This is a genomic window from Chitinophaga hostae (assembly GCF_018224885.1).
GTDB lineage: Bacteria > Bacteroidota > Bacteroidia > Chitinophagales > Chitinophagaceae > Chitinophaga > Chitinophaga hostae.
Genome location: NZ_JAGTXB010000001.1, coordinates 136,663 through 162,582, shown reverse-complemented (window position 1 = coordinate 162,582; position 25,920 = coordinate 136,663). Strand labels below are relative to the sequence as shown.

The 25,920-nt window shown below is 46.8% G+C and carries 20 protein-coding genes; 10 read left to right on the top strand and 10 right to left on the bottom strand.

Annotation, left to right across the window (positions count from 1 at the left end; translation table 11 throughout):
- Positions 1-4 precede the first annotated feature (4 nt).
- Positions 5-1,081, top strand: a complete 1,077-nt coding sequence (locus KE626_RS00685; RefSeq protein ID WP_211970882.1) for an iron-containing alcohol dehydrogenase family protein — start codon at positions 5-7, stop codon at positions 1,079-1,081.
- 208 nt (positions 1,082-1,289) lie between these two features.
- Positions 1,290-2,798 carry a DNA recombination protein RmuC gene (locus KE626_RS00680; protein ID WP_211970881.1) on the top strand — a complete coding sequence of 503 codons (1,509 nt, stop codon included), beginning with the start codon at positions 1,290-1,292 and terminating at the stop codon, positions 2,796-2,798.
- A 35-nt stretch (positions 2,799-2,833) separates the two neighbouring features.
- On the opposite strand, the gene KE626_RS00675 is transcribed toward KE626_RS00680, so the two are convergent.
- Entirely contained in the window at positions 2,834-4,018 is a 1,185-nt protein-coding gene (locus tag KE626_RS00675; protein WP_211970879.1) for an MFS transporter, read from the bottom strand.
- Between the two features lie 176 nt (positions 4,019-4,194).
- Here KE626_RS00675 and KE626_RS00670 point away from each other — a divergent pair, with 176 nt between their 5' ends.
- The 3 genes from KE626_RS00670 (at position 4,195) to KE626_RS00660 (ending at position 6,106) form a co-directional block, all read left to right on the top strand.
- Complete coding sequence (locus KE626_RS00670) at positions 4,195-4,665, top strand: Dps family protein (protein WP_211970878.1); 471 nt, start codon at positions 4,195-4,197, stop codon at positions 4,663-4,665.
- Positions 4,666-4,786: 121 nt separating this feature from the next.
- Entirely contained in the window at positions 4,787-5,557 is a 771-nt protein-coding gene (locus KE626_RS00665; protein WP_211970877.1) for an NYN domain-containing protein, read from the top strand.
- Between the two features lie 3 nt (positions 5,558-5,560).
- Entirely contained in the window at positions 5,561-6,106 is a 546-nt protein-coding gene (locus tag KE626_RS00660; protein ID WP_211970876.1) for an O-acetyl-ADP-ribose deacetylase, read from the top strand.
- A 161-nt stretch (positions 6,107-6,267) separates the two neighbouring features.
- Here KE626_RS00660 and KE626_RS00655 read toward each other — a convergent pair whose 3' ends face one another.
- The 4 genes from KE626_RS00655 to KE626_RS00640 form a co-directional block, all read right to left on the bottom strand.
- Positions 6,268-6,411, bottom strand: coding sequence for a hypothetical protein (locus tag KE626_RS00655; protein ID WP_211970874.1), 144 nt, complete (start codon positions 6,409-6,411; stop codon positions 6,268-6,270).
- A 71-nt stretch (positions 6,412-6,482) separates the two neighbouring features.
- A complete protein-coding gene (locus KE626_RS00650; RefSeq protein ID WP_211970872.1) occupies positions 6,483-8,456 on the bottom strand; it encodes an alpha-ketoacid dehydrogenase subunit alpha/beta in 1,974 nt (657 codons plus the stop codon).
- A gap of 34 nt (positions 8,457-8,490) precedes the next feature.
- Positions 8,491-8,853 (bottom strand): phage holin family protein, encoded by a 363-nt coding sequence (locus KE626_RS00645; protein WP_211970870.1) that lies wholly within the window; start codon positions 8,851-8,853, stop codon positions 8,491-8,493.
- A gap of 131 nt (positions 8,854-8,984) precedes the next feature.
- On the bottom strand, positions 8,985-9,917 hold the full coding sequence (locus KE626_RS00640; RefSeq protein ID WP_211970869.1) for a hydroxypyruvate isomerase family protein: 933 nt from the start codon (positions 9,915-9,917) through the stop codon (positions 8,985-8,987).
- Between the two features lie 175 nt (positions 9,918-10,092).
- Between KE626_RS00640 and KE626_RS00635 the strand changes: the two genes are divergently transcribed.
- From KE626_RS00635 to KE626_RS00625, 3 genes are all read left to right on the top strand, one after another.
- On the top strand, positions 10,093-11,058 hold the full coding sequence (locus tag KE626_RS00635; protein ID WP_211970868.1) for a formylglycine-generating enzyme family protein: 966 nt from the start codon (positions 10,093-10,095) through the stop codon (positions 11,056-11,058).
- 42 nt (positions 11,059-11,100) lie between these two features.
- Positions 11,101-12,432: a Gfo/Idh/MocA family protein gene (locus KE626_RS00630; protein ID WP_211970867.1), complete on the top strand. Its 1,332-nt coding sequence runs from the start codon at positions 11,101-11,103 to the stop codon at positions 12,430-12,432.
- 109 nt (positions 12,433-12,541) lie between these two features.
- Positions 12,542-13,834 (top strand): D-alanyl-D-alanine carboxypeptidase/D-alanyl-D-alanine-endopeptidase, encoded by a 1,293-nt coding sequence (locus tag KE626_RS00625; protein ID WP_211970866.1) that lies wholly within the window; start codon positions 12,542-12,544, stop codon positions 13,832-13,834.
- Here KE626_RS00625 and KE626_RS00620 read toward each other — a convergent pair whose 3' ends face one another.
- Positions 13,835-14,491 carry a hypothetical protein gene (locus KE626_RS00620; protein WP_211970865.1) on the bottom strand — a complete coding sequence of 219 codons (657 nt, stop codon included), beginning with the start codon at positions 14,489-14,491 and terminating at the stop codon, positions 13,835-13,837. It abuts the gene before it with no gap.
- 107 nt (positions 14,492-14,598) lie between these two features.
- Positions 14,599-16,341 (bottom strand): carboxypeptidase-like regulatory domain-containing protein, encoded by a 1,743-nt coding sequence (locus KE626_RS00615; protein ID WP_211970864.1) that lies wholly within the window; start codon positions 16,339-16,341, stop codon positions 14,599-14,601.
- A gap of 560 nt (positions 16,342-16,901) precedes the next feature.
- Between KE626_RS00615 and KE626_RS00610 the strand changes: the two genes are divergently transcribed.
- Entirely contained in the window at positions 16,902-19,970 is a 3,069-nt protein-coding gene (locus KE626_RS00610; RefSeq protein ID WP_211970863.1) for a SusC/RagA family TonB-linked outer membrane protein, read from the top strand.
- 10 nt (positions 19,971-19,980) lie between these two features.
- Entirely contained in the window at positions 19,981-21,735 is a 1,755-nt protein-coding gene (locus KE626_RS00605) for a RagB/SusD family nutrient uptake outer membrane protein (protein ID WP_211970861.1), read from the top strand.
- 202 nt (positions 21,736-21,937) lie between these two features.
- Here the strand turns inward: KE626_RS00605 and KE626_RS00600 are convergent, their stop codons facing one another.
- Genes KE626_RS00600 through KE626_RS00590 form a run of 3 tightly spaced genes read right to left on the bottom strand, consistent with a single transcriptional unit; the run spans position 21,938 to position 25,896 of the window.
- Complete coding sequence (locus KE626_RS00600) at positions 21,938-23,392, bottom strand: Gfo/Idh/MocA family protein (protein ID WP_211970859.1); 1,455 nt, start codon at positions 23,390-23,392, stop codon at positions 21,938-21,940.
- Positions 23,393-23,445: 53 nt separating this feature from the next.
- On the bottom strand, positions 23,446-24,138 hold the full coding sequence (locus tag KE626_RS00595) for a gluconate 2-dehydrogenase subunit 3 family protein (RefSeq protein ID WP_211970857.1): 693 nt from the start codon (positions 24,136-24,138) through the stop codon (positions 23,446-23,448).
- Positions 24,139-24,156: 18 nt separating this feature from the next.
- The gene (locus KE626_RS00590; protein ID WP_211970855.1) at positions 24,157-25,896 is read right to left on the bottom strand and encodes a GMC family oxidoreductase; all 1,740 of its coding nucleotides are present in this window, start codon (positions 25,894-25,896) and stop codon (positions 24,157-24,159) included.
- Between the last annotated feature and the right edge of the window lie 24 nt (positions 25,897-25,920).

Sequence of the window (25,920 nt, the reverse complement as noted above, 5' to 3'; positions counted from 1 at the left end):
ATATATGAAATTCAGGAATTTTAAAATGGTGGACTACGTAGTTTACGGCAGCGGATGTTTTGATCAGCTGGGCGAAATACTGGCCCCCAGGCGCGTAGGTGATGCTCCCATGATATTTTTCGTGGATGAGTATTTCCAGGATAAACAGGCGTTTTTGTCCCGTATCCCGTTACAGGGCAAGGATAAGATAGTGGTGATTGATGTAACCGATGAACCAAAAACCAAAACAGTTGACAAGATCCGTGATGAGCTGCAGGCCGAGTTTGGCACCGTATCCGGTATCATTGGTATTGGTGGTGGTTCTGTAATGGATATGGCCAAAGCGGTATCACTGATGATGACCAACCCGGGCTCTTCTGCTGATTACCAGGGCTGGGACCTGGTGAAGTTTGCAGGGGTATATAAGGTGGGTATTCCCACTATTTCGGGCACGGGTGCGGAAGTTAGCCGTACCTGCGTATTAACCGGGCCTACCCGTAAACTGGGTATGAACTCTGATTTTACACCGTTTGATCAGATCGTGCTGGATCCATCTCTGACCAGCACAGTAGAAGCAAACCAGCGTTTTTATACGGCTATGGACTGCTTTATCCATTGCGTGGAATCATTACAGGGCACCTATCTGAATGCGTTTAGTAAGTCGTACGGGGAGAAAGCGCAGGAGCTGTGCGAAGAAATTTTCCTCCGGAAAACAACCTGGGACGCTGATGCAGATGAGAAACTGATGATGGCGTCTTATGCCGGTGGTATGAGTATCGCCTATTCCCAGGTGGGGGTGGCGCATGCGGTGAGCTATGGTTTGGCTTACCTGCTGGGGACCAAGCACGGTATTGGTAACTGTATTGTGTTTGATAAGCTGGAAGAATTTTACCCTGAAGGGGTGGTAAAGTTCAAGGAAATGGTGAAGAAACATAACATTGAAATACCACAGGGTATTACCCGGGGGCTGACTGATGAACAGTTTGATACTATGATCAATGTATCGCTGGGTATGGCGCCGCTATGGGAAAATGCGCTGGGAAAGGATTGGAAGGAGATCATGACGCGGGAAAGACTGCGTAAGCTGTATGAGCGCCTGTAAATTTGTCTTATTCAGGATTAGACTGATTTTTTAATAATATTTTGATTTAAAAAAGATTAGCGAAGATAGAAGCGATTATGCGCTTTTTTCTTCGCTAATCTTTTTTTAAATCGTCAAGGAAAAAAATCAGTCTGATCAACAAAATCAGTCTAATCCTGAATAAGACAAATTTCACCACGCAGATCCAGTGCGTAGAAAAAACTTATTATTGCTCAGGGAGAAGATTATCATGCTGATACTATTGATTATTTCGGGAATCAGTTTGCTTGTGCTCGGGTATAGCCTGTTCGCTGCGAAACAGCAACAGAAGGCACAGGAAGCGGCCCATGCGCAGCAATTGGGTGCGGCGCAGGCCGACTATGCTGTATTACAGGCAGGTAATGCGGCCCAGCTGGAGAAATACCATCTCCTGGAGGCAAAACAGGATTACCTGCAAAGCATGCTGGACGATAAAGTTATGCTGGTAAAGGAAAAGCAGCAGCAACTGGAACGGATAAACGAAGAATTTTCCGTTTTGATGTCTGAGCAGGGACGCCTCATGGAGCAGAATAAATACCTGCAGCAACAGCTGAGCGGGGAGAAGGAACGCCTGCAACAGGTACAGCAGGAATTTAAAGTGCAGTTTGAGAATACCGCCCAGCAACTGTTGCAACGGATCTCCGGTACTTTTATGGAGCAGAACAAAGTAAAAATGGACGATGTGCTGAAACCGTTGTCTGAAAAAATAGACAACTTCCGCAGTAGTGTGCAGCAATCACTGTTGGCAGAAACCACACAACGTACAGAGTTGAAAAACGAACTGCAACGCCTGTTGCTGTTAAATCAAACCTTGTCCAAAGAAGCTAATAACCTTACCAACGCGCTGAAAGCGGATACCAAAAAACAGGGCAACTGGGGAGAAATGATCCTGGAAAGGGTATTGGAGGCCTCTGGCCTGGAAAAGGGGGTGCATTATTTTACCCAGGATGCACAACGTGATGAAACGGGGCAGCTGCGGAAACCGGACCTAGTATTGCAGTTGCCGGAAAACCGGCAGTTGGTGATCGACTCTAAAGTATCGTTGAAAGCCTATGAGCAGTATTGCAGTGCCAGTACCGAAGACGATAAAAAGTATGCATTGAAAATGCACCTGCAATCCGTCCGGAACCATATCAGTGAACTAAGCGCTAAGGCCTATCATACCTTTTATAAAAACACGACCGACTTTGTCATGTTGTTTATTCCGATCGAACCGGCGTATGCACTGGCCATCATGCAACAGGAGGAAGATCTGTATGACTTTGCATTCCGTAAAAGGATCATACTGGTCAGCGTGCCCTCATTGCTGGCCACTTTACGTGTAATTGATAACATGTGGCGGCTCGATAAACAGAATAAAAACGCGGAAGAAATTGTGAGACAAGGCAGTGCGCTCTATGATAAATTTGTTGGTTTCGCCGAAGATATGGGACTGATAGGAGAGCATCTGAAACGCAGCCAGAATGTGTACGACGGCGCCATGAACAAACTGATATCCGGCAATGGGAACCTGGTCGGAAGGGCAGAAAGAATGCGAAAGCTGGGACTGGATAATAAGAAAGTGCTGCCGAGAGAAATGACACAGGAACAAACGTTAGAAGAAGAAGGCATCACGGTGATTCCTGCGGAAAGTACTGATGCAGAAACAGCTATAGAGGAGAACGGGCAAGACTATGCGTTGGATCCTGCTGCAGAATAAAGCGAACACTTTGACCAGGCAACATACTATGATGCTTACATAACAGCGTTGGATACTTTCCTGGGTTTATATACGAAACTCAGATACAGTGTTGCCAACAGTGTGATACCTGCAAGTACATAAAAAGTAATGGGAAAATTTGCAGACTGGTTGTGATAGATAAATGCGGAGAGATACGCGCCCAGCCCTATACCGGCTTCCATGGCAATGTACATGCTGGCAAGTGCGCGGCCACGGTGTTCCGGTTGTCCCAGGTCTACCGTCCAGGCTGTAACAGCAGGAGAGTTTAGCCCTACGGAAATACCATATACTATTGCCGCCGCAAGTAAAAGAGTACCGTTGCCGGCAAGTCCCATCATCAGCATGGAACCGGCCATCAGGATAGCGGAGATCTTTAGAACCGGTACCCGGCCATAGCGGTCAGATACTTTGCCCGCCAGCAAACGGATGCCGATAGAGCTCCCGGTATAGAAGGTAAAGAATACGCCCTTATTGGTGATACCCAGAAATGCGCTGAAGTCGGGGATGATGGTGAGTATAGCGCCATAGCTGAAATAGGTAAGGAAAGTAATGATCACTGGCGACCATACCAGTGGTTCGAAAATTTCATTGGCAGAGATCTTCAGTAAAGAAAAACGAAACCGTTGTTTGTTTACAAGTGTTTCTTTCATGCCGATCAGTATTACCACAGATAACAGCGCGAAAACGGCCGACAGCTGGAACAGGACATTAATATTCCATCGTACTGCCACGTAGCCGCCAATGGCAGGTCCCATGGCCATCCCAATAGTACTGAACAAGCCAACCATTCCCATCGCCTCACCACGCCGTGTTACCGGTACCATATCGGATATATAGGCGGCTGTTCCGGTAGGTTTAAAACCTGTGGAAAATCCATGAAAGAATCGCAATAACAGGAAAGCACCTACTGAACTGATGAGCGGGTATATCAAACTACAAACTACACATACCAGTGATCCGAAAATCATCACAGGTACTCGTCCTATAGTGTCGGTCAGTTTGCCGCTGAATGGACGGGAAAGCCCCGCCATCAGGGTAAACAAGCCGATAATGTATCCTTTGTAATCCGCCCCGCCCATCTGGGTGAGATATGCCGGCAGCTCAGGAATCATCATGTTGAAGCTGGCAGAGAAGAGGGCATTACTTAAACAAAGCAGGATAAAATGCAGACTGTAAATTTTATCTGACGACTGATACATGCCTGCAAAATTAGGAACTATGGTACAATTTTAGCAAAGTAATTGCGTCTTCGGGAAAGCGAGAACAAAAACAGGGGATCGCCTGTTTATATTAACCGGTTGTTAAATCATGACAACCATCATAATTAGCTATCTCCCAAAGTTGTAAATTTAAATAACCAAAAAAATTCAATGATATGAAAGTAAATATTGGTGTTTCAGCAGAAAACACAAAACAAATCGCATTGGAGTTGAATAAGGTCCTGGCAGATGAACTGTTGATTTATGCTAAAACACGTAATTCTCACTGGAATATAGAAGGCACTAATTTCATGGAAATGCACAAGTTCTATGAAGAGCAATATGAAGAGCTGGAAGAGTATGGCGATGAAGTAGCGGAATATATCCGTTCCATCGGGCATTATGCAGAAGGCCGTTACGCAGATGTATTAAAGCTCACCAACCTGCTGGAATCTGAATACTCCAATGACCAGAAAAAGCAATTGCAGGAATTGCTGGATGATCACGAAACGATTATACGCAATTTACGCAGACTGATCGATGAGTTTGACGAAAAGTACAAGGACAAAGGCGCTGCTGATTTTGCTACACAAATGATGCAGAAACACCTCAAACTGGCCTGGATGATACGTTCATATCTCAAATAAATTTTTCTTGCTATAAAAAACGTGTTGGCAGCAGTTCAATTACTGTAGTCAACACGTTTTTAGTTTTCAGTAATTGGCTACATTTGCTAGTGTCACCCCATTCATCCCAAAAACAAACACAATGGATAATACAACGAGTGACCTCCGCCTCGCGGTACTGATTGATGCCGACAATATACCTTATCATAATATAAAGGGTATGCTGGAAGAAGTGGCTAAATATGGCAACCCAACCTTTAAAAGAATTTATGGCGATTGGACCAAGCCTACTGTGGTGGGTTGGAAAAGTGTGTTGTTGGATTATGCCATTACGCCCATTCAGCAATACAGTTATACGTCCGGGAAAAATGCCACTGATTCGGCCATGATCATTGATGCCATGGATATTTTATATACCGGGCGGGTAGATGGTTTTTGCCTGGTATCGAGCGACAGCGATTTTACACGATTGGCCACCCGCCTGCGGGAAGCAGGGATGAGAGTATACGGCATGGGAGAGCAAAAAACGCCCAGCGCGTTCAGGGCGGCCTGCGATAAATTTATTTACCTGGAAATATTACAGGTCAGAAAGAAAACGGATACAGATGCCGACGCGGATACCGATACCGGCAAACCTAAGTCTGCCAAAGGAAAACGAAACAGCATCAGTAAAGCGGATAAACAATTGATCACGCTATTATCTACCAGCGTAAACGATATTGCGGATGAAGATGGATGGGCCTACCTGGGAGAACTGGGTAACCTGTTGCTGAAGAAACAACCCGATTTTGATGCCCGTAACTACGGTTTTAATAAGCTGTTGCAGTTGTTGAAAAGCTTTCCCAATTTTGAAATTGATATCCGGGAAAGCGGCAAAAAAACCGGGAAGCTGGTATATGTAAGAACAGTATAACCCATGGCATTCAGAAAAATCAAGATTATCCAGGGCGATATTACCCGGATCAAGGCAGACGCCATTGTTAATGCAGCCAACAGCTCTCTGTTAGGTGGTGGCGGTGTGGATGGCGCTATTCACCGTGCAGGCGGCCCAGCTATACTGGCCGACTGCAGAGCAATTGTAGCCCGCCAGGGAGGTTGCAAAACAGGAGAGGCGGTTATTACCACCGCGGGCCGGTTGCCGGCAAAACATGTTATTCACACGGTTGGCCCCGTATGGAATAATGGCAGCCGCAATGAAGAAGTATTATTGGCCAATTGTTACCAGCATTCGCTGGAGCTGGCCACCAGGCATCACCTGGTATCGGTTGCTTTCCCTAATATTAGCACGGGTATTTATCGCTTCCCTAAAGAACTAGCGGCATCTATTGCGATGGGCACTATTGTAAAATACCTGGAAGAGCATCCCGAGATGGAGGAAGTGATACTGGTATGCTTTGACGAAGAAAACCTGCGCTGTACAGAACAATACTATAATCAATACATCCGGCCAGAGGAAGAATAAGTTAACAAGCGGTCCCGATCTTAAGCAATGATCTGATATAAATATAACTGGTCCAGGCATCAGCGCCCTAAAAGCTGGTTGCCAATGGCTGAAAGCAAAAAAGGCTTCCCGTTACAGGAAGCCTTTTTGTTATATAGTGCGATGTGAAAAAGCGGATGTTGTTAGATTTTTGCGTACTTCACCCAGGCGTATATAAACATAGCAGCAAAAACGATAATGGCTACAGGCGCCAAGAAGTGACCAATACTATCGCCAACTTTATAAAAGTTAGTGGTGTGTACTACTGTTAAAAGATTCGTCAACATAGTATAATGATTTTATTTTATTCCGGATGCAAATTAAAACTTTCGGGGCAAATTCCCAATCAATGGGGTTGTTACCATGCCATTAATTGCTGTATATAGGCCCCCAGTCTTGATTTGGCGAGAAAATTTTTTTCCAGCGCACCTGCAAAAGGAACCGGGGTATCCAGGCTGCCACACCGCATTACGGGGGCGTCCAGTAAATGGAAGCAGTGTTCCGCGATCCAGGCGCTGATTTCGGCGCCAAACCCGCCGGTGAGGGTATCTTCATGGAGCACCAGCACTTTGCCGGTTGCCGCCACTATGGCCCGGATAGCCGTATAATCCAGTGGCAGCAGGGTACGGAGGTCGAGGATGCCGATGGATATTTCCGGATGTTGGGTAGCGTATTCCATGGCCCAGTGAACGCCGCTTCCGTAGGTAATAATGCTGATATCGTCGCCCGATTGTATTAGAGAGGCTTTTCCGATTTCAATAGAGTAGTAGTTTTCCGGTACATAGCTGCTGATACTGCGATAAAGGGCCTTATGCTCGAAATACATCACCGGGTTGGGATCGGCGATAGCGGCGGTGAGCAGGCCTTTGGCATCTTCCGGAAAAGCCGGATATACCACCTTCAAACCAGGAATGTGGGTAAACCAGGCTTCATTGCTTTGAGAATGAAACGGCCCCGCGCCAACACCGCCTCCGGCGGGCATGCGGATCACCACGTCGGCGGTTTGGCCCCAGCGGTAATGTATTTTAGCCAGGTTGTTGACAATCTGGTTAAAGCCACAGGTAACAAAATCGGCAAACTGCATTTCTACCACGCTTTTGAAGCCGCCGATAGCCAGCCCCAGCGCAGCGCCCAGGATGGCGCTTTCACAGAGCGGCGTATTACGTACCCTCTCTTTCCCAAAAAGCTCCACAAAGCCTTCTGTAATTTTAAAGGCGCCTCCATATTCGGCAATGTCCTGTCCCATCAGGATCAGCTCAGGATGCATTTCCATGGCTTGTTTTAACCCTTCGGAAATTGCGTTGATAAACCTTTTTTCGGAAGATACTCCTTCGGCGGCCACCACGGCGGGTGCGGAAGCATACAGGTCGCCTAGTTCATTGGAAGTGTTGGCAATAACAGGCTTCTCAACCAGTCCACGGGCTACATTCGCTTCAATTTCATGTTTCAGTTCATCGCGGATACGGGCGATATCGGCAGCAGCAAGAAGATGTGTTTCCTGCAGCCATGCTTCGTATTGAAGAATAGGATCCTTTTTACTCCATTCCTCAAACAGGGCAGGAGGCACGTATTTTACGCCGCTGGCTTCTTCGTGGCCACGCATGCGGAAGGTCATGGCCTCTATTAACACCGGTTTCTGTTCCTGTATGGCATAAGCCCGGGCGGTACGCATGGTTTGGTATACTTCCAGCAGGTTGTTGCCATCTATTTGTACGCCTTCCATGCCATACCCGATGGCTTTGTCGACCAGGCTGGCACAATGATATTGTTCGCTTACAGGAGTGCTAAGCCCGTAGCCATTGTTTTCAATAAGAAATATAACGGGAAGCCCCCATACGGCTGCCACATTCAATGCTTCATGGAATTCTCCTTCGCTGGTTCCCCCTTCGCCGGTAAAGGCGAGGGCTACTTTTTTTTCCTTTTTTAACTGGTATGCCAGCGCAATACCGTCGGCGATAGACAGTTGAGGCCCCAGATGAGAAATCATTCCGCAGATATGATGCAGGTTACTGCCAAAATGAAAAGAACGCTCGCGCCCTTTGCTGTAGCCATTTTCACTGCCCTGCCATTGCAGGAGTAGTTTGTCGAGGGGCATTTGCCTGGTGGTAAATACACCGAGGTTGCGATGCAGCGGCATAATCCACTCGTCGGTATCCAGTGCAAGGGTAGCGCCTACCGCAATTGCTTCCTGGCCTATGCCGGAAAACCATTTACTTATTTTCCCCTGGCGAAGTAATAACAGCATTTTTTCCTCTACAAGCCGGGGATAAACCAGGGCTTTATAGAAAGATATTAATTGTGCATTGCTCAGGTCCGACCGATCAAAATGCATGGGTTATTTTTTTAACTGGCAGTAAAGCGAAATGCTAGTCGTTGTTGTTTTTGTTGTTGCCGCCGGCAAGGCTTATCATGATACTGTTGATGATAGTCATCACAATACTGAAAAGTAATGCCCACCAGAACCCATCTACTTTAAATCCAGGCACCAGTTTGGCAGCCAGCAAAATGATCAGGGCATTGATAACAAACAGGAAGAGTCCCAGTGTAATGATAGTTACAGGAAACGTAAGAAAAATAAGAATTGGTTTTACCAGGGCATTTAACAAAGCCAGCACTAAAGCCAGTATCAACGCTGTTACAAAGCTGTCGACCTTCACTGCGGGGTTTAGCAGGTAGGCGGTTAACATGGCAGCTAATGCACTAACTAGTATACGGATCAGGAAACCCATAGCAGATTATTTTTACTAGTTAAGGTAACGAAAAAAGAATTACGAATTGGGAATTACGAATTACGGATTTGCTGGTAGGATCATTTGCTATTATCTACCCACAAATCCGTAATTCCCAATTCGTAATTCTTTTACAGGAAGCTATCTGCGTCTCTGTATGCTTTGATCAGGGCAGCTTCGCCTTCTTTTCCCTGGCTGGCATTACCATGTTCCATACCCAGTACACCCTTGTATCCTTTTTTATGGAGATGCTTAAAGATATTTTTATAATTGATTTCCCCGGTGCCGGGTTCTTTGCGGCCAGGGTTATCACCTATCTGGATATACGCAATTTCGTCCCAGCACCAATCCATTACAGGGATCAGGTTGCCGGTGTTGCGCTGCATGTGATAGATGTCGTATAATATTTTGCAGGAGGGACTTTTCACTGCCTTACATATTTCAAAGCTCTGTTCTGCAGTACGGAGAAACAGGTCAGGGTTGTCGCTCAGCGGCTCCAGCACCATCACCAGGCCATGTGGCTCAAATATTTCTGCGCCACTGCGCAGTGCATCCACTACGTTGGCGGTTTGTACGCCTATCGGGAGATTGCGTTCAAAATACCCCGGCACTACTGTTGCCCATTTGGCATTACAGCGCTTGGCGGTTTCCACGCTTTCTTTACAGGTTTTGATAAAGGCATCTTTAAACTCCTGTTTGCCGGTGGTTAGCGAAGTTTTCCAGTTGTTGCCGGTATCTACTACAAACACGCCCATGGTCATGCCTAGTTTATTCAGCAACTCACCGATCTTAGCCTGTTCGGCGGCGGGGCGTCCTAACATCCCGTTATCTTCAATAGACCGGAATCCCTGATCGTAAGCATATTTTATCTGATCCAGGAAATCGCTGCCGGCGCTGTTTTTAAACATGCCATCATGCGGGCCATAGTTCATATTAAACGGTTTCCCTTTTGCATCGCTGGTACTGGCTGGGGCGGCGGCCTGCGCCGTATTGCCGGTACTGCCCAGCGCGAGCGCAGAAATACCGGCAAGTGTGCCGTTTTGCAGGAATTTTCTTCTTTCCATAACGTTAGATTGATTGTAAAGATGACAAGAGCTAAATTTAATCGCTTTTGCAAGGAAATGCTAATTTTCATGAAAAATTTTCAATTCATCAGCGTTTTTTCGCATTCATAAAAAAATATTGCTTTCCCCGTTAGTTTTTTTTAGATTCACCGACTTATATTTTCAAACACGTTAGATGACTAAACAGTATGTGACCTTACTGCTGAGTGGATTGCTCAGCCAGGTGGTGGTAGCGCAATCAAACCAGGCATTTGAAATTTATAGCCAGCAAATTCCCGGCACCGATGTCAGTTTTAAAATGGTACCCATAAAAGGAGGCAGTTTTAAACTCGGCAGCCCCGATAATGAAAAAGGAAGGAACAAAGACGAAGGCCCCGCAAAGAATGTACAGATCTCTGATTTCTGGATGGGCGCCACTGAAGTGACCTTTGACGAATACGATATTTATTCAGACGCAGAAAAAGATAAAACGCCGGTACCGGACGGTATGACCCGCCCCAGTCCTCCATATATTGATCTTACGCTGGGAATGGGCAAGGCTGGCGGCTTCCCCGCCAATAGCATGAGCCAGTATGGCGCCCTCATGTATTGCAAATGGCTGTACATCAAAACCGGGGTATTCTATCGTTTGCCAACGGCAGCAGAGTGGGAATATGCCTGCAGAGCCGGAGCAGCCACCGCTTATCCTTTCGGCGCCGACGCCGGTCAGCTGAAAGAATATGCATGGTTTAAAGGTAACAGCGAGCAGAAATATCATAAGGTAGGACAACTGAAACCCAATGCCTGGGGATTGTACGATATGCTGGGCAATGTGGAAGAATGGACCCTTGACCAATACGATGAAAATGGAATCGCCAATGCGAAAGACCAGGACCCATGGACAGTGCCCACTGCAAAAACACCCCGGTTACTGAAAGGCGGCAGCTTCCAGGATGAAGCACCATTGCTTCGCAGTGCAGCCCGGTTAAAATCAGATCCTATATGGAATCGCAGGGACCCGCAAATCCCTAAAAGCTCCTGGTGGAACGCAGACGCCCCTTTTGTAGGATTCAGAATAGTGAGGCCCGTAAAACAACCAACAAAAGCAGAAGCAGAACAGTTTTTTGAAGACATGGTTGCTAAGTATAAAGGTGCACGTTAGACAGACTCAACATACTAAAATCTAAAAAAATCTTATTCATTTATGGACAACGAAAAAAAATTCCACGGTGAAGGCCGCCGCGAATTTGTAAAGCAAACTTCTTTGCTTGCAGGTGGGCTGCTGGCGATGCCTATTCTTTCCAAAGCAAACTTTTTCTCCGGATCATCCGATGTTATTAAAATTGCCCTGATCGGCTGTGGTGGCCGTGGAACCGGGGCTGCCACCCAAGCCCTGAGCACTAAAGAAAATGTGCAGCTGGTGGCAATGGCAGATGCTTTCCCCGACAGACTGAAAGACAGCTACGACAATATTAAAGAAGCATTAGGGGATAAAGCCAGCCGGGTAAACGTTCCCGAAAGCAATAAATTCCTGGGCTTCGACGCCTATAAACAAGCCATTGCGCTGGCCGATGTAGTAATACTGGCTACCCCTCCGGGTTTCAGGCCTATTCATTTTGAAGAGGCAATCAGGCAAGGCAAACATGTGTTCATGGAAAAGCCGGTAGCAACAGATCCGGCAGGTATTAAAAAAGTACTGGAAGCTGCTGCTGTAGCCAAAACGAAAAAACTGAACGTAGTAGTAGGACTGCAGCGTCGCTATCAGAACTCTTACCGCGAACTGTACAAACGCTATAAAGATGGTATCATCGGCGATATGTTATCAGCACAGGTATGGTGGAACCAGGGCGCGCTGTGGGTAAAACCACGTAAGCCCGAGTATACCGAAATGGAATACCAGATGCGTAACTGGTACTATTTCAACTGGCTGTGTGGCGATCATATCGTAGAACAACATATTCACAATATTGACGTAGGTAACTGGTTTATGGGCGAAACGCCGGTAACCGCGAGTGGCATGGGCGGCCGCGCAGTACGTACCGGTAAGGAATATGGTGAAATTTATGATCACCACTACGTTGAATACCGCTACCGCAATGGCGTGGTAATGAATAGCCAGTGTCGTCATTGGAAAGATGCCCCCAGTAAAGTAGATGAGGAAATTGTGGGTACCAAGGGTCGCATCTTCTGCGATAAAGCACAGATCGTGGATCACAAAGGTAAAGTCCTGTACCAGTTTGATAAATCGAAAGAAAACAACCCTTATCAGACAGAACACGATGAACTGTTTGCCGCCATCGCAAAGGGAGAATACAAATTTGCAGATGCGGAAAGAGGGGCTCAGACAACACTCAGCGCCATCATAGGCCGTTTGGCTACTTATTCCGGCCAGGTGATCGACTGGAATGTAGCGCTGAATTCCGGACTGGACCTGCATCCTAAAACATATGCTTTTGATGCGCAACCACCGGTTATGCCGGATGCATCGGGCAACTATGCTTACGCAAAACCAGGTATTACCAAATACTTTACCTGATAAAAGCATTACGAATTACGAGTTACGAATTACGGATTTGCTGGTGTTTATTTACGATAATCTACCGGCAAATCCGTAATTCATAATTCGTAATTCGTAATTTCCATTCATGAAAAGAATTGTCCTGGTAATAACGGCACTGTTTACAATGGCAATGGCTTCCGCACAGGTAGCTGCTATAAAAAAATGGGCAGCGTCGGAATTATTATCGAAAGCGCCTATGGAACAGGCCCACGTGGGCATCTGTATATATGAACCTGCTACCGGGAAATACTGGTATCAGTACCAGGATAATAAGTTTTTTACACCTGCTTCCAATATGAAAATATTTTCATTGTATGCAGGACTGAAGTTACTCGGCGATTCGCTGCCCGCAGCGCGTTACTATGAAAATGATACGGCATTATTTGTAAAAGGAATGGGAGATCCATCCTTTCTTCATCCCGACTATACTTACCAGCCACTCCTCAGGCTGTTGCAGCAAACCACTAAAAAGATTTACCTGGTACAGGGTGTAAATGCCAACCTGCGCTATGGCCCGGGCTGGGCCTGGGGCGATTATGCGGATGATTATCAGCCCGAACTCACGGAATGGCCGATGTATGGTAATGTGGTCCGCATCCGTCATCACCTGGATAGTAACAGCATTACGCCTGCATTTTATGATCTGGATATTACGGAAGATGATACCCTCAGCGAGGCGATCACCACCAGGGAAGAACGCAGCAATTTTTTCTTCCTGAAATATAACCCAAAGGATAAAACAGCAACAGCGGCAGAAGTACCGTTTATTACCGGTTCAGTGCAGGATATGCGCCAAAGGCTGGAAGACACCCTGCATAAACGTATAGGGATAGCCGTTATACCTCCCCGGGCAACATTCAAAATCCTGAAAAGCATTCCTGCAGATTCACTTTTTATTCCGATGATGCATCGCAGTGATAACTTTTTTGCGGAACAAACGTTGATGATGGCCTCGTCCCGGTTGTGGGATACCATTAGCACCAATCGTATGATCGACTACCTGCTGTTGAACGATTTAAAAGTACTACCACACCCGCCGCAATGGGAAGATGGTTCCGGGCTGTCCCGTTATAATCTTTTTACACCCCGTGATTTTGTGTCGGTACTCTCCCTGATAAAGCAACAGTATCCACAGGAACGGCTCTGGGAAATATTCCCGACAGGAGGAAAAGGGACTTTGAGAAATTATTATAAGCAACAGTTTGTACATGCCAAAACAGGAACCTTAAATGGAGTGGTGGCGTTGAGCGGCTACCTGGTCACCAAAAAGAATAAAACGCTCGTGTTTAGTGTAATGGTAAATAATCATCACGAAACGGCTTCCGGAATAAGGAAGGCGGTAGAGCGCCTGCTCACCATGGTATGGAAAGATTATTAGTTAAGGTTGTAAAGTATAGGAGAGGATGGTAGTGGTATCATGCAACTGATCGGCCTCTATTAAACCAATGCCTTTGCCGTAGTAGCTGGTGGAGATGGTGCCTACAGACACGGGGTTATTGAATACAATGGCATAGGCATCCATTCTTACTGCGATGACTTCCGCATAGTCTTTACCATTGACTGTTTTTGTAAAATCTTTCTGGGTAATGGTAAATTCCAGGATCCCGGAAGTATTAGCGCCCCCATTATTCACCGTAATAGTATCACGCCAGGTAGCGCCTGCCGCAACGTTATCTTTCAGGTAGGTGAGCTTCAGGTCATCGGCCCTGTATCCCTGGAAGGTAAGGATACTGGCTATCTGTGTATAAATACCGTCTTTACAGTTGGAGCAGGTAAATACACTGTCGTTGCCCACTATTTTGTACACATTCCCATTAATGGTGGTGTCGCCTGAAACGGTAAAGGTGTATTTAATGGTATCTTTCGCACTGTTTACGTTCATGTAGGAAAAGGAGGAGCCATGTGTATAAGGAGCATAGTCGCAAGTACTGCTGGGTGGACGCGTTCCATCACCTTCATCGCTCTTTTCCTTGCTACAGGAAAACAGCAACGTAATTGTCGAAAGGATAGCCAGGAGAAAGTAACGTTTTTCCATACAACGATGTACTTAATATTACTATAACGTTGGGAAGTATAAATTTATGCAAAAAAAAGCCATTAGCGATAAAGCTAATGGCTTTTTAACATGCATGGCGCCGGCAGTTACTGCGTAATTCTTATGCGGAAGCTACCCGTAAAAGGAAAGGGGCCGTTGTTTTGGGTGGAGTCTGGTTTTACACTCGATGTAAATGTGCCTGCCAGGTAACCGCCCAATGTACCGGACTGGGTAAGCGTGTAGGTACCGTTGCCACTATAATATTTTCCGTTGTTGGTTAAAGCAATACTTGTAGCATGCGTTCCTACTGTCATGTCATTTACCTGGAAGTCTATAAAATCACGATTGGTTTTCCTGGCGGCGCTCAGCAAATACCCGGAGCCTAAGTTATACAGGGAAATGGAGTCCGTGGCGGTATAATTAGCCGTTTGTCCATTGAGCAGACTATTCACAAAGTCCGCCAGTATTACATCACAGGCGCTTAAATTAGTGATATAGTTGCCGGTGGTAACCAGTTTGGTGTTGGTCGACATTTTGTTGGCGTCCTGATCCACGGCATTTATAATGGCGGTTACCTGGGTGGTAACACAGCGCAGGATACTAATGCTGTATTGCCCGTTAGCAATATTGGAGCGATACGTGGTGCCCCCGAGGCTGATACTGACAAGGCCATTTTGAACCGGCATATTGTTACAGGATGCTACGGCTCCGCTGAAGTATAGGTATTCATTGTTCGGTACGGTCACTCTCAGGATCCCAATATCGGTGTGATCGTTAAAGGGACCAATGTTCCTGGTATCAACTACCATATTGCATTTGCTCATCACTTCCAGGGTGAGTGTTTCGTTTTTTGGAATATCCCCGCTAACCGTGCCATTTTCATTGGTATAGCCATAGGTAGCGCTTCCGTTGGCCCTTTTGAGCTTTACGGCTGCGTTGGACAAGGGGGTGTTATGGGCATCTACCAGGGTAGCGGTGAAGTTCACCAGCGGGAATGGCATATCAAGGTTCCAGAAGGAAAAGTGTTTTACGATACCCGAATAGCTGTCACCGGTTTTGGTGGCGCTACCCTCTTGCCGCCAAACACCGGATACCTCTTCAAAATACCATAATGGGATGGTGGGCGGAGCGGTGTTTTGTAAGCTGGTGGGGATTGTCATTTTAAACGATACCTGTTTGGAGGTATCGAGATGAAGTTTTTCTCCGCCTTCGCTTTGCAGTTCCAGCGCCATCATTCCAAATGACTGGAGTCCTACGATAGTATTGCTGTTAGTGATACCACGCAGGTCGCCGGGCATGATATCCGCAAAATCGGCCCGTTCAGGGTTGATGGGAGCGTATAGCAGGGATACTTTACCGGAATACGGTTTGTTGTCCGGTCCTAATACCTGTTGTGCTGCAAATGTGAATTGTGCATTGGATGTATTTACAGTCCCCCCGGTGCTGGCCACGAAGGTGCCGGCGGCCTTTTTAGGTAACAGCTGCATTTGTACAAACTGTAGTTTATCGGCGGCGGCAATGTGAAATGTCCGGCTGCCATTGAAGTAGCCATTTTTTTGTGCCGTTACTACTGCCGCCATCTGGTTCGCATTTACCTTGCCGAAGAAGAAGCTGCCGGCTGCATCGGTAGTGGCAGTAACATCTCCGCATTTTACCTGTACGCCCGCCAATGGCTTATTTTGTTCATCCACCACGTTGCCCTGGATGGCGCTGCTCACCTGTTTGTCAGAGATCGGCGATTTTACCGGCGGTGTTACAGGAGGCGGGTTACCGGTGGTGGCCATGTCTTTATTGCATGCAATCAGGATGTATACAGGTACTGCAAGCATCCATAGGTATTTCTTAACCATAGGTGTTAATTAATATAGGTTTGGAGTTGCTATAACGTTGGCAGGAACGGGTTAGTTACTATATATGAGAATGGTGGTCTTCTCTTTTTTATGCTTGATAATTAGGGAGTAACGCTACATTTCGCAACAGCGGCGCCGGAGATTTGTATCATTGAACAACCAGAATCATAATATTCTCTTTTAAAGTTAGAAATTTTAAAAATAACCGTACTGGGGACATTTATTTTTAGAAAATAATTAACGGTTTTCTGAATAACTTACAAGGACAATATTTCACGTTTTTATTGAATTGAAAAACTGACAAACGAATAGGGAATACAATTATCATTATTCATTTTGTAGCGCGATAAAATCCTTTTTGTAAACAAAGAAAACCTAAAGCAAAACCAAAATTTGATCACAATAATCACTTGTTCTGCAGTTGCATCTTAACTAATAGCAAGCCCGTGTAGTAAATCATAATCTGATCACCAAAATCATTTGTTATATGAATAATTGTTTAGTTGACAATAAAAACTAAACGGCAAACCAAAATTTCATCACTCTAAATCACTTGTAGCATGAATCCACGTTATGCAAAGGCTATGCTATTGGCATGCCTCTTTGCAACCACCACACGCGCGGTTACCGCGCGGGCGCCATTACCCAGTGTATGGCAACAAGGAAATCTTACTGTTAAAGGAAAAGTAAAAGACATCAATGGCAACCCGTTGCCCGGTGTTACGGTGCTGGTAAAAGACAGCAAGAAAGGAGCCACCACCGACGAAAAAGGAAATTACGTTTTAAATGACGTGAAAAAAGATGCGGTGCTTGTGTTCCAATACATCGGGTTTGATCCGCAGGAAGTAAGGGTAGAAGGAAAAGCGCTCCTGAATGCGGTATTGAAGGAAAACCAGAAAACGTTGGATGAGTACGTGGTAGTAGGTTATGGTACGCAAAAGAAAGTAACCAAAACAGGTGCAGTATCCTCGGTGAAGGGTGCAGAGCTGCAGCAATCTCCCAACGTAAACATCTCCAACTCACTGGTAGGGCGCATTCCTGGTATTATTGCGGTAAACAACAGCGGTGAACCGGGGTACGATGGCTCCAGGATATTTATCCGTGGCCGTAGTACATTGGGCAACAGTAATCCGCTCGTGGTTATCGATGGTTTTCCCCGTGATGGTTTTGAGCGAATGAACCCGAACGACATTGAAAGCGTATCTATCCTGAAAGATGCGGCAGCGGCTATCTACGGATCACGTGCAGCCAATGGCGTTATCCTGGTTACCACCAAGCGGGGTAAAGGTGGTAAGCCTACGCTGAGCTATGGTTTTAACCAATCTTTCGTAACGCCCACCAGGCTTCCGAAAATGGCCGATGCGCCTACCTATGCAAAGGTGGTCAATGAAATTTTAAAGTATGGAGGCGATGCTCCGAAATACACAGATGAACAGATCAAAAAATTTGGAGATGGCTCCGACCCATGGTTGTATCCCAACACCAACTGGTATGATGCCGCCATCAAAAAATATTCACTGCAAAACAGGCATGACCTGTCGCTCAGTGGTGGTACAGAAAAAATGTCCTACTACGTTTCCCTGGGATCCTTATTCCAGGATGGTATTTATAAAAATAGCGCTACCAACTACAAACAACAGAATGTACGCGCTAACCTGGATGCGGTAGTAAACGATTACATCCGTTTACGCTTTGACCTCGCCGGCCGCCTCGAAAACAGGAATTTTCCTCCCCGCAGCGCCGGTTCTATTTTCCGTTCACTGATGCGCGGCCGCCCTACTGAAAACGCAATCTGGCCAAATGGTTTGCCCGGCCCCGATATTGAATATGGCGACAACCCGGTGGTAACCGGAACTAACGCTATCGGGTATACGAACGATAAAAACTATGTGATCAATACCAACATGTCTGCCGTGGTAAATATTCCATGGGTAGAAGGATTGTTTGTGGATGGAAGTTTTGCTTACGACCAGAATTTTGACTTCTACAAATCGTATATCAAACCATGGACCTTATACACCCTGGCAGATGTAAATGACCCTACACACAAGCTCAATGCGGGCTCCAGGGGAGTAAGCGCGCCGGAACTGACAGAGCAATATGCCACCCTGCGCCAAACCACCGTTAACTTCAAGCTGAATTATGTGCGCTCCTTTGGCAAACACAATATCAGCAGCTTTGTTGCGTTCGAGCAATCCACATTAAGAAATGACGGTTTTTCTGCCAACCGTAAATACTTTATCAGCGATAAACTGGATCAACTGAGTTTGGGTGGTGATAAGGAAAAGAATAACAGCGGAGCGGGTTTTGAATATGCCCGTCGTAACTACTTTGGCCGTATATCTTATAACTACAAGGAAACTTACCTGTTTGATTATAACATGCGGTATGATGGTTCGCAAAACTTTCCAAAAGGCCGTCGCATGGGGCTGTTCCCCGGTGCGTCTGCCGGTTGGGTGTTGTCTAATGAAGGTTTCTGGAAAAGAAACATCCATACGCTCGACTACTTCAAACTCCGTGCTTCCTGGGGACAAATGGGAAATGACCAGATCGATCCTTTCCAATACCTGAGTACTTATGGCTTCAGCGGCGGCGGTGTTATGTTTGGCGGCGATCTGAATAAAGGTCTTTACCAGCTCCGTTCACCCAATGAAGGCATTACCTGGGAAGTTGCCAACAACTACGATTTTGGTGTGGAAGCAAAAATACTGGGCGATAAACTGGCATTTGAAGGAGATTACTTCATGACCAAAAGATCAAACATCCTGGTAAGCCGCAGCTTGTCTATGCCCGGTTATACCGGTATGACCCTGCCGCAGGAAAACATTGCCAAAGTGCAGAACAAAGGTTTCGAATTAGTATTAAGCCATAAAAACGATATCAAAAAGTTCCATTATGAAGTGATCGGTACTGTTACTCATGCGGAAAATAAAATCCTGTTCTTTGATGAAACGCCCAATCTCCCGGCATACCAGCAGGCCACCGGTAAGCAGATCGGCGCACCGCTTTACTACCAGGCAATCGGCATCTATAAAAACCAGGATGAAGTAGATAAGAGCCCACACCTTGGCGGTGCAAGGGCCGGAGATGTGATCTTTAAAGATGTAAATGACGACAAAGTCATTGATGACCTGGATCGTGTACGGCAGGACCGCACAGAAAATCCCACCTGGATCTTTGGTTTAACCATGACTGCCAAGTTCAAAAATTTCGACTTTACCATGTTGTGGCAGGGTGCTACCGGCGCGAGCCAATACCTGCGCACAGAGTCTGGGTTGATTGGAAACTTCCCGATGGCATATGTAGAAGACCGCTGGACAGAAGATAATCCAAACGGCTCCTGGCCAAGAGCATACGACCGTGACCGTGAGTACTGGGTAAGCCGTCAGAATACTTTCTGGTACTGGAATACCAATTATGTACGTTTGAAAACCCTGGATCTGGGCTATAATTTCCCCGGACAACTCTGCAAAAGGATCGGTTTGCAAAACCTGCGGGTATATGTAAGCGGCCAGAACCTGCTCACCATCGACAAAGTGAAAATTTTTGACCCTGAAGCGCCCAGTGGTAGCGGACAGTTCTATCCACAAACCAAGATTTACAATGTGGGATTAAACGTAACCTTTTAATTAATGTGCCATGAAGAAAGTAAATATCATCAAGTATATAGCGGGCGCCTTTTTATTATTTGCGCCTGCCATCGGTTGTAACAAAGACTTCCTCGAGAAGAAGCCGCTTACAGAATATGAAGAAGCTGATGTCTGGAAAGATGTGGGGCTGGTACAGGCATTTGTAAATGACCTGTATGTACAGATGCGTCCTGGTTTCCTTGAAGTAATGCTATCGTCCATGACAGACGAAAGCCGCTTTATCCACGACTACAATACTTCCAGGGTGGTACAGGGAAATGCCTCTGCTGATGATCCGGGCGGTATTGGCGACTTTGCCAGATGGGATTTGCATTATAAAGCCATCCGCAATTGTAACATGTTCCTGGAAAAAGTAGCGTCGGTGCCATTCACAGATGAAAGCCAGCGCACAAGAATGACGGGAGAGGTGCATTTCATGCGCGCCTGGTATTATCACCTCCTGGTGAAGCACTATGGCGGTGTGCCGCTGATCACTAAAACCTTTAGTGTGAAAGGTGATGAACAGGATATCCTGAGTATTAAAAGAGCCACTTTTGATGAATGTATAAAATTCATTACCGCAGAATGTGACCTCGCCGTAAAGCAATTACCGAAATCTTATGAGGCTGTTTCCAGTAAAGGAAGGGTAACAGCCGGGGCTGCGATGGCGCTGAAATCGAGGATTTTACTTTTTGCAGCCAGCGATTTGTTTAACGACAGTCATGTTCCCAATGCGCAAATGGGATATAAGACAGGCGATCAAACCGCACGTTACCAGCTGGCGATGGATGCAGCAGATACCATCATAAAGCTGAACATGTACAGCCTTTATCAGCCTACGGCTAACCCAACCGAAAATTATACCCGCGTATTCCTGGATAAGGATAACCCGGAGCTGATATTTATAAAGCAGTATGATAAAGCCTTGCTGGGTACTTCTCACGACCTGTACAATGGTCCTAACGGTTATCATAACTGGGGAGGCAATGTACCCATTGAGAATTTTGTAACGGGTTACCAGATGAAGGATGGTACGCCTTTTTCCTGGAGCAATACAGCACAGGCAAAAGCGCCGTATGAAAACCGTGATCCCCGCTTTTACGCTACTATCCTATATGATGGCGCCAAATGGAAACCTCGTCCTTCTGATGCGGCTAAAATAGATCCTCAGGGTTATATCCAAACAGGTAAATACGAAGCGCTGAATGGTAAAGACAGCGTTTGGGGACTTGATACCCGCAACAGTACCATTGAAAACTGGAACGGTACCTATTCCGGCTATTACCTGCGTAAGTTTATGGATAAAAACCTGGATGCACAATTCTTCCGTGGAGATCAGTCGTGGATCTTTTTCCGTTATGCAGAAATTTTGCTGAACTATGCAGAAGCAGCGCATAAAACCGGGCATGACGATAAAGCCCGTGCGGCCTTGAACCTGGTGCGTGTGCGTGGCGGAATGCCTGCCACAACCGCCTCCGGAGAAGCGCTGATGGACGTGATCAAATATGAAAGACGTTATGAGCTGGCATTTGAAGAGCATCGCTATTATGATGCCCGCAGATGGAGAGTGGCGGAAACAGCATTTAATGAAAATGCGAAAGGCATTGAAGTACTGGGCTCCATGATTACCGGGCATCCGTTTGTATACCGGGTATTCAGCATCCAGGACAGGAAATTTAATAAAGCGAAAAATTACCTGTTGCCCATTCCTGCCAATGAAATCAGGAAAAACAGTAACCTGACTCAACAGGAAGACTATAAGTAATCAGCCTCCGAAAAAGGAAAGATTATAAAAAGGAAAATGCCGCGATGACCAGTCATCGCGGCATTTTCCTTTTTATAATCACTTACTAAAAGCTAACAGCTAATGGCTAACAGCTGAATCGCTATCGCCAGTGATCTGTCTTCGCAGCATTATTTACAATCGCTAGCTAACAGCTAACAGCTAATGGCTAACAGCTGAATCGCTATACCCCTAGTGACCAGCCATCACGGTAGGTACGTTTCACGAACTGGTTGGCTTCATCGAAGTTGGTAATCTTCATATTATTGCCATCCCACAGCAGTTTGATGTAACGGCCCGGATAATCAAATCCTTTACCATTTGCTTTCGCCTTACGGATATCGAAGCTGCGGATGGCCAGGTTAGCCATCAGGATAGATTCAGTAAGCGGACCGGCAATATCAAAGGGAGAGCTCAGCGTTTTCTGCTGCTTGCTGCCATAACCGGCAATAGCGGCGTTTACCCATTGTACATAGTGTCCTTCCGGCACACGTGCAATGGTTTGCGGCACATTGGCTTCGGTGGTACGGGAAGTGGGCAGCAGTTTAGGATACATACCGTAGGTACCGCACATCATTTTACCTTTGTCACCAATGAAGATAGCGCCGTTGCCACCATCGCCCATGGTTTCGTTGGGGCCAAGTTCTTCCGGACGTTCAGGCTGGATACCGCCATCCATCCAGTGGAGCGTGATTTCCTTGCCATTCTTACCAGCAAATTTCATGATTACGTGGGAAGAAGGAGGGCAGCTTTCAGGGAAATATCCGCGGGTAAATTCGCCCACGTATACACTACCTACGCTGCACTCTACAGAAGTAGGGTAGCCGAGTCCGAGTACACGGAAAGGCGGTTCTATAATATGACAGCCCATATCGCCAATGGCGCCGGTACCGTAGTCCCACCAGCCGCGCCAGTTGAAGGGTACCAGGTTGTCTACATAATCTTTTTTCGGAGCCGTGCCTAACCACAGGTCCCAGTCCAGTTCTTTTGGAGAATCCTGGCGGGTGGTTGGCCAGGGAACGCCCTGCGGCCAAACGGGGCGGTCGGTAAAGCAGTAAACGGTGTGTACGTCACCAATGAGGCCGGCATTATACCATTCCATCAGCTGACGCACGCCATCGCCGGAGGAGCCCTGGTTTCCCATTTGGCTTACCACCTTGTATTTGTTGGCGCCCTGCGTGAGCATACGTGCTTCGTAGATGTCGTGTGTCAGCGGCTTTTGTACGTATACATCTTTCTTCAGCTGCATAGCGCCCATGGCAGCCACGGCGTGTGTGTGATCTGGTGTGGATACAGAAACAGCGTCAAAGTTTTTGTGTTCTTTGTCAAACATTTCCCGGAAGTCCTTGTAGAATTTGGCTTTGGGAAATTTCTTTACTGCTTCCGCTGCACGGCGTTCATCAACATCACACAGGAAAGTAATATCAGCCGGGCCTTTGGCAAATTCGCTTATATCGCTGAAGCCTTTACCGCCAACGCCAATACCTGCTACCCGCAGGCGGTCGCTGGGCGCTACATAGCCTCTGCCTAAAACGTGACGTGGAACTATCATGAAACCGGCGGCAGCAAGCGCACCGTTTCTCAGGAATGATCGGCGGGAAACACTGTTTTCTCCCTCATTCTTTTTTTCTGGAATCATTGATGTTAAGTTTTCTGGATTTATATTATGAAATAGCAATAGCAATAATGGTCCTACTCCCAGGTCATCAGCTTGCCTCTGTCTTCTATTTTCAGACAGGTGGCCAGCGTCTTTTCATCATAGGCATATCCATATTGCTTTAGCACATCTGCGGGTACGCCATCCCATTCGTTAGGGGTGTTACCCACATAGTTCAGGTCTTTGATGCCCATTTTACTGGTGAAAAATCCTGTAGCGGTAAGATTACGCATCCGGTTAAAAAAGGCAACGCCCTGGCTGTTTTCAGGACTCGCCTTTTCCGGATAAGCAATCAGGTCAACGATCTCTATGCGTTGTTGTTCTGTGCAGCCGGCAAACGATTTGTTATATCGTTTGGCACATTGTACATCGAGCCAGCGTAAGCCACCACGCATGGGCAACTGATGCTCCGGCATATCTTTTACAATAAAGGCAATGAATTCAGGGACCTTCGCATCGGAGGCGCTGCCGGAGTGCTCATCTGCCGGAATAATAATATCTGCCAGGATGGTGATGGTTTTCATTTCTTCAGGTGTGAAGAAATTTTCTGCCATCAACTCCTTGTCGCGTGTTACCTCATCCGGTGTACGGCCATAGCCCGGTGTTTTGGCAACTTCTTCCTTCTTATCGCCGGTGCCTTTTTTATCTTCACACCCGGTGGCGGAGAGGATGGTCCCAACTGATAATGTTCCCAGTGCGATGGCTCTTAGTGATTCTCTTCTATCCATGAAAAAAACTTAAAAAGATTAGAGATTCTGTTTTTTCAACTGATCCACAATATATTCTGATGCCCGCATCGACAGGGCGAGGATGGTCCAGGTAGGGTTTTTGTCTGCCTGCGACACAAATGCGCCACCATCTACCACGAAAAGATTTTTTACTTCGTGTGCCTGGTTGAATTTATTCAGTACTGATTTAGCGGGATCATCTCCCATACGGGTGGTGCCTACTTCGTGGATAATACGGCCGGGGTTTTCCAGCCCGTATTTGGTATCAGCACCGGGTTTGGTGCCGCTGGCAACACCGCCCATTTCATGAATGATCTGTTCAAACGTATCCTGCATGTGTTTGGCCTGTTTGATTTCATGATCGCTCCAGGTATAATTAAAGCGGAGTACCGGGATACCAAATTTGTCCACCACGTTAGGGTCTATATCGCAGTAGTTATCTTCCCGGGCAATACATTCGCCCCTGCCGGCAAAACCGATATGGGCGCCATAAAAGCGGCGGTAGTCATCTTTCAGCGAGGCGCCGTAACCGCCGGCAGCTTTGGACTTACCATCGCGGCCGGGATACTTGCCATTCATATGTTCCATACCAAAGCCATAGCCGTAGGAAGGCATGTGCATGCCACCTCCGAATTCAATATGATAGCCACGGGCAAAATCCAGTTTTTTATTATCGCCCCACCAGGGTACATACATGTGCATGCCGCCCACACCATCTTCATTGTAGCGTTTGCGGTCCATCAGCTGCGGTAAAAATCCGCCCCTGGAAGCGCCGGTGGAATCATGAAGGTATTTGCCCACTACTCCGCTGGAGTTAGCCAGTCCGTTAGGATGTTTGGCTGATTTTGAATTGAGCAGCAGCCGCGCAGACTCGCATGCGCTGGCTGCCAGCACTACTACTCTTGCGTTGACAGAATATTCCTGCATATCAGCTTTATCAACATACGCCACCCCTGTTGCTTTACCGTTGCCATCAGTGAGCACTTCACGCACCATGGCGTTGGTATACAGGTCCACATGCCCGCTTTTCATAGCTGGTTTTACCAGTACGGATGAAGAGGAGAAGTCGCCATACACGGTACAACCGCGGCTACACTGGCTGCAATAGAAGCAGGGGCTGCGGTCTTTATTAACAGAGCGGGTTAATATCGACAACCGGGCCGGGATAACGGGGATGCCTAAACGGTCGCCGGCCTTTTTTACCATCAGCTCATGAAGCCGGGGTTTAGGGGGAGGCAGGAAGAAGCCGTCCGGCTCGTTGGGCATATTTTCTTTGGAGCCGAATACGCCGATCATTTTGTCGACACGGTCGTAATAAGGCGCCACCTCGTCATAGCTGATTGGCCAGTCGTCGCCGAGCCCGTCATAACTTTTGTGTTTAAAATCCCGGGGGCCGAAACGGAGAGAGATGCGTCCCCAGTGATTAGTTCGGCCACCTAACATGCGGGAGCGGAACCAGTCGAATTCGGTGCCATTCTTTTTCGTGTAAGGTTCACCGTTAATTTCCCATCCGCCGTATGCCGCGTCAAAGTCACCGAACGGGCGGGTGGTACTTGCGCCTCTTCTGGGCGATTCATATGACCATTTTAATTGAGTGGCCTGCTCCGGATCGGCAGGGTCGTACTTGGGGCCCGCTTCCAGCAACGCTACCTTCAGGCCTGCATCGGATAACATTTTTGCCGCCATACCGCCACCGGCGCCGGAACCAACAATACAAACATCATAAACCTTTCCCTGTTTTTTGATTTCGAAAGCCATTTTGCGTGGATATTTTAGACTTTT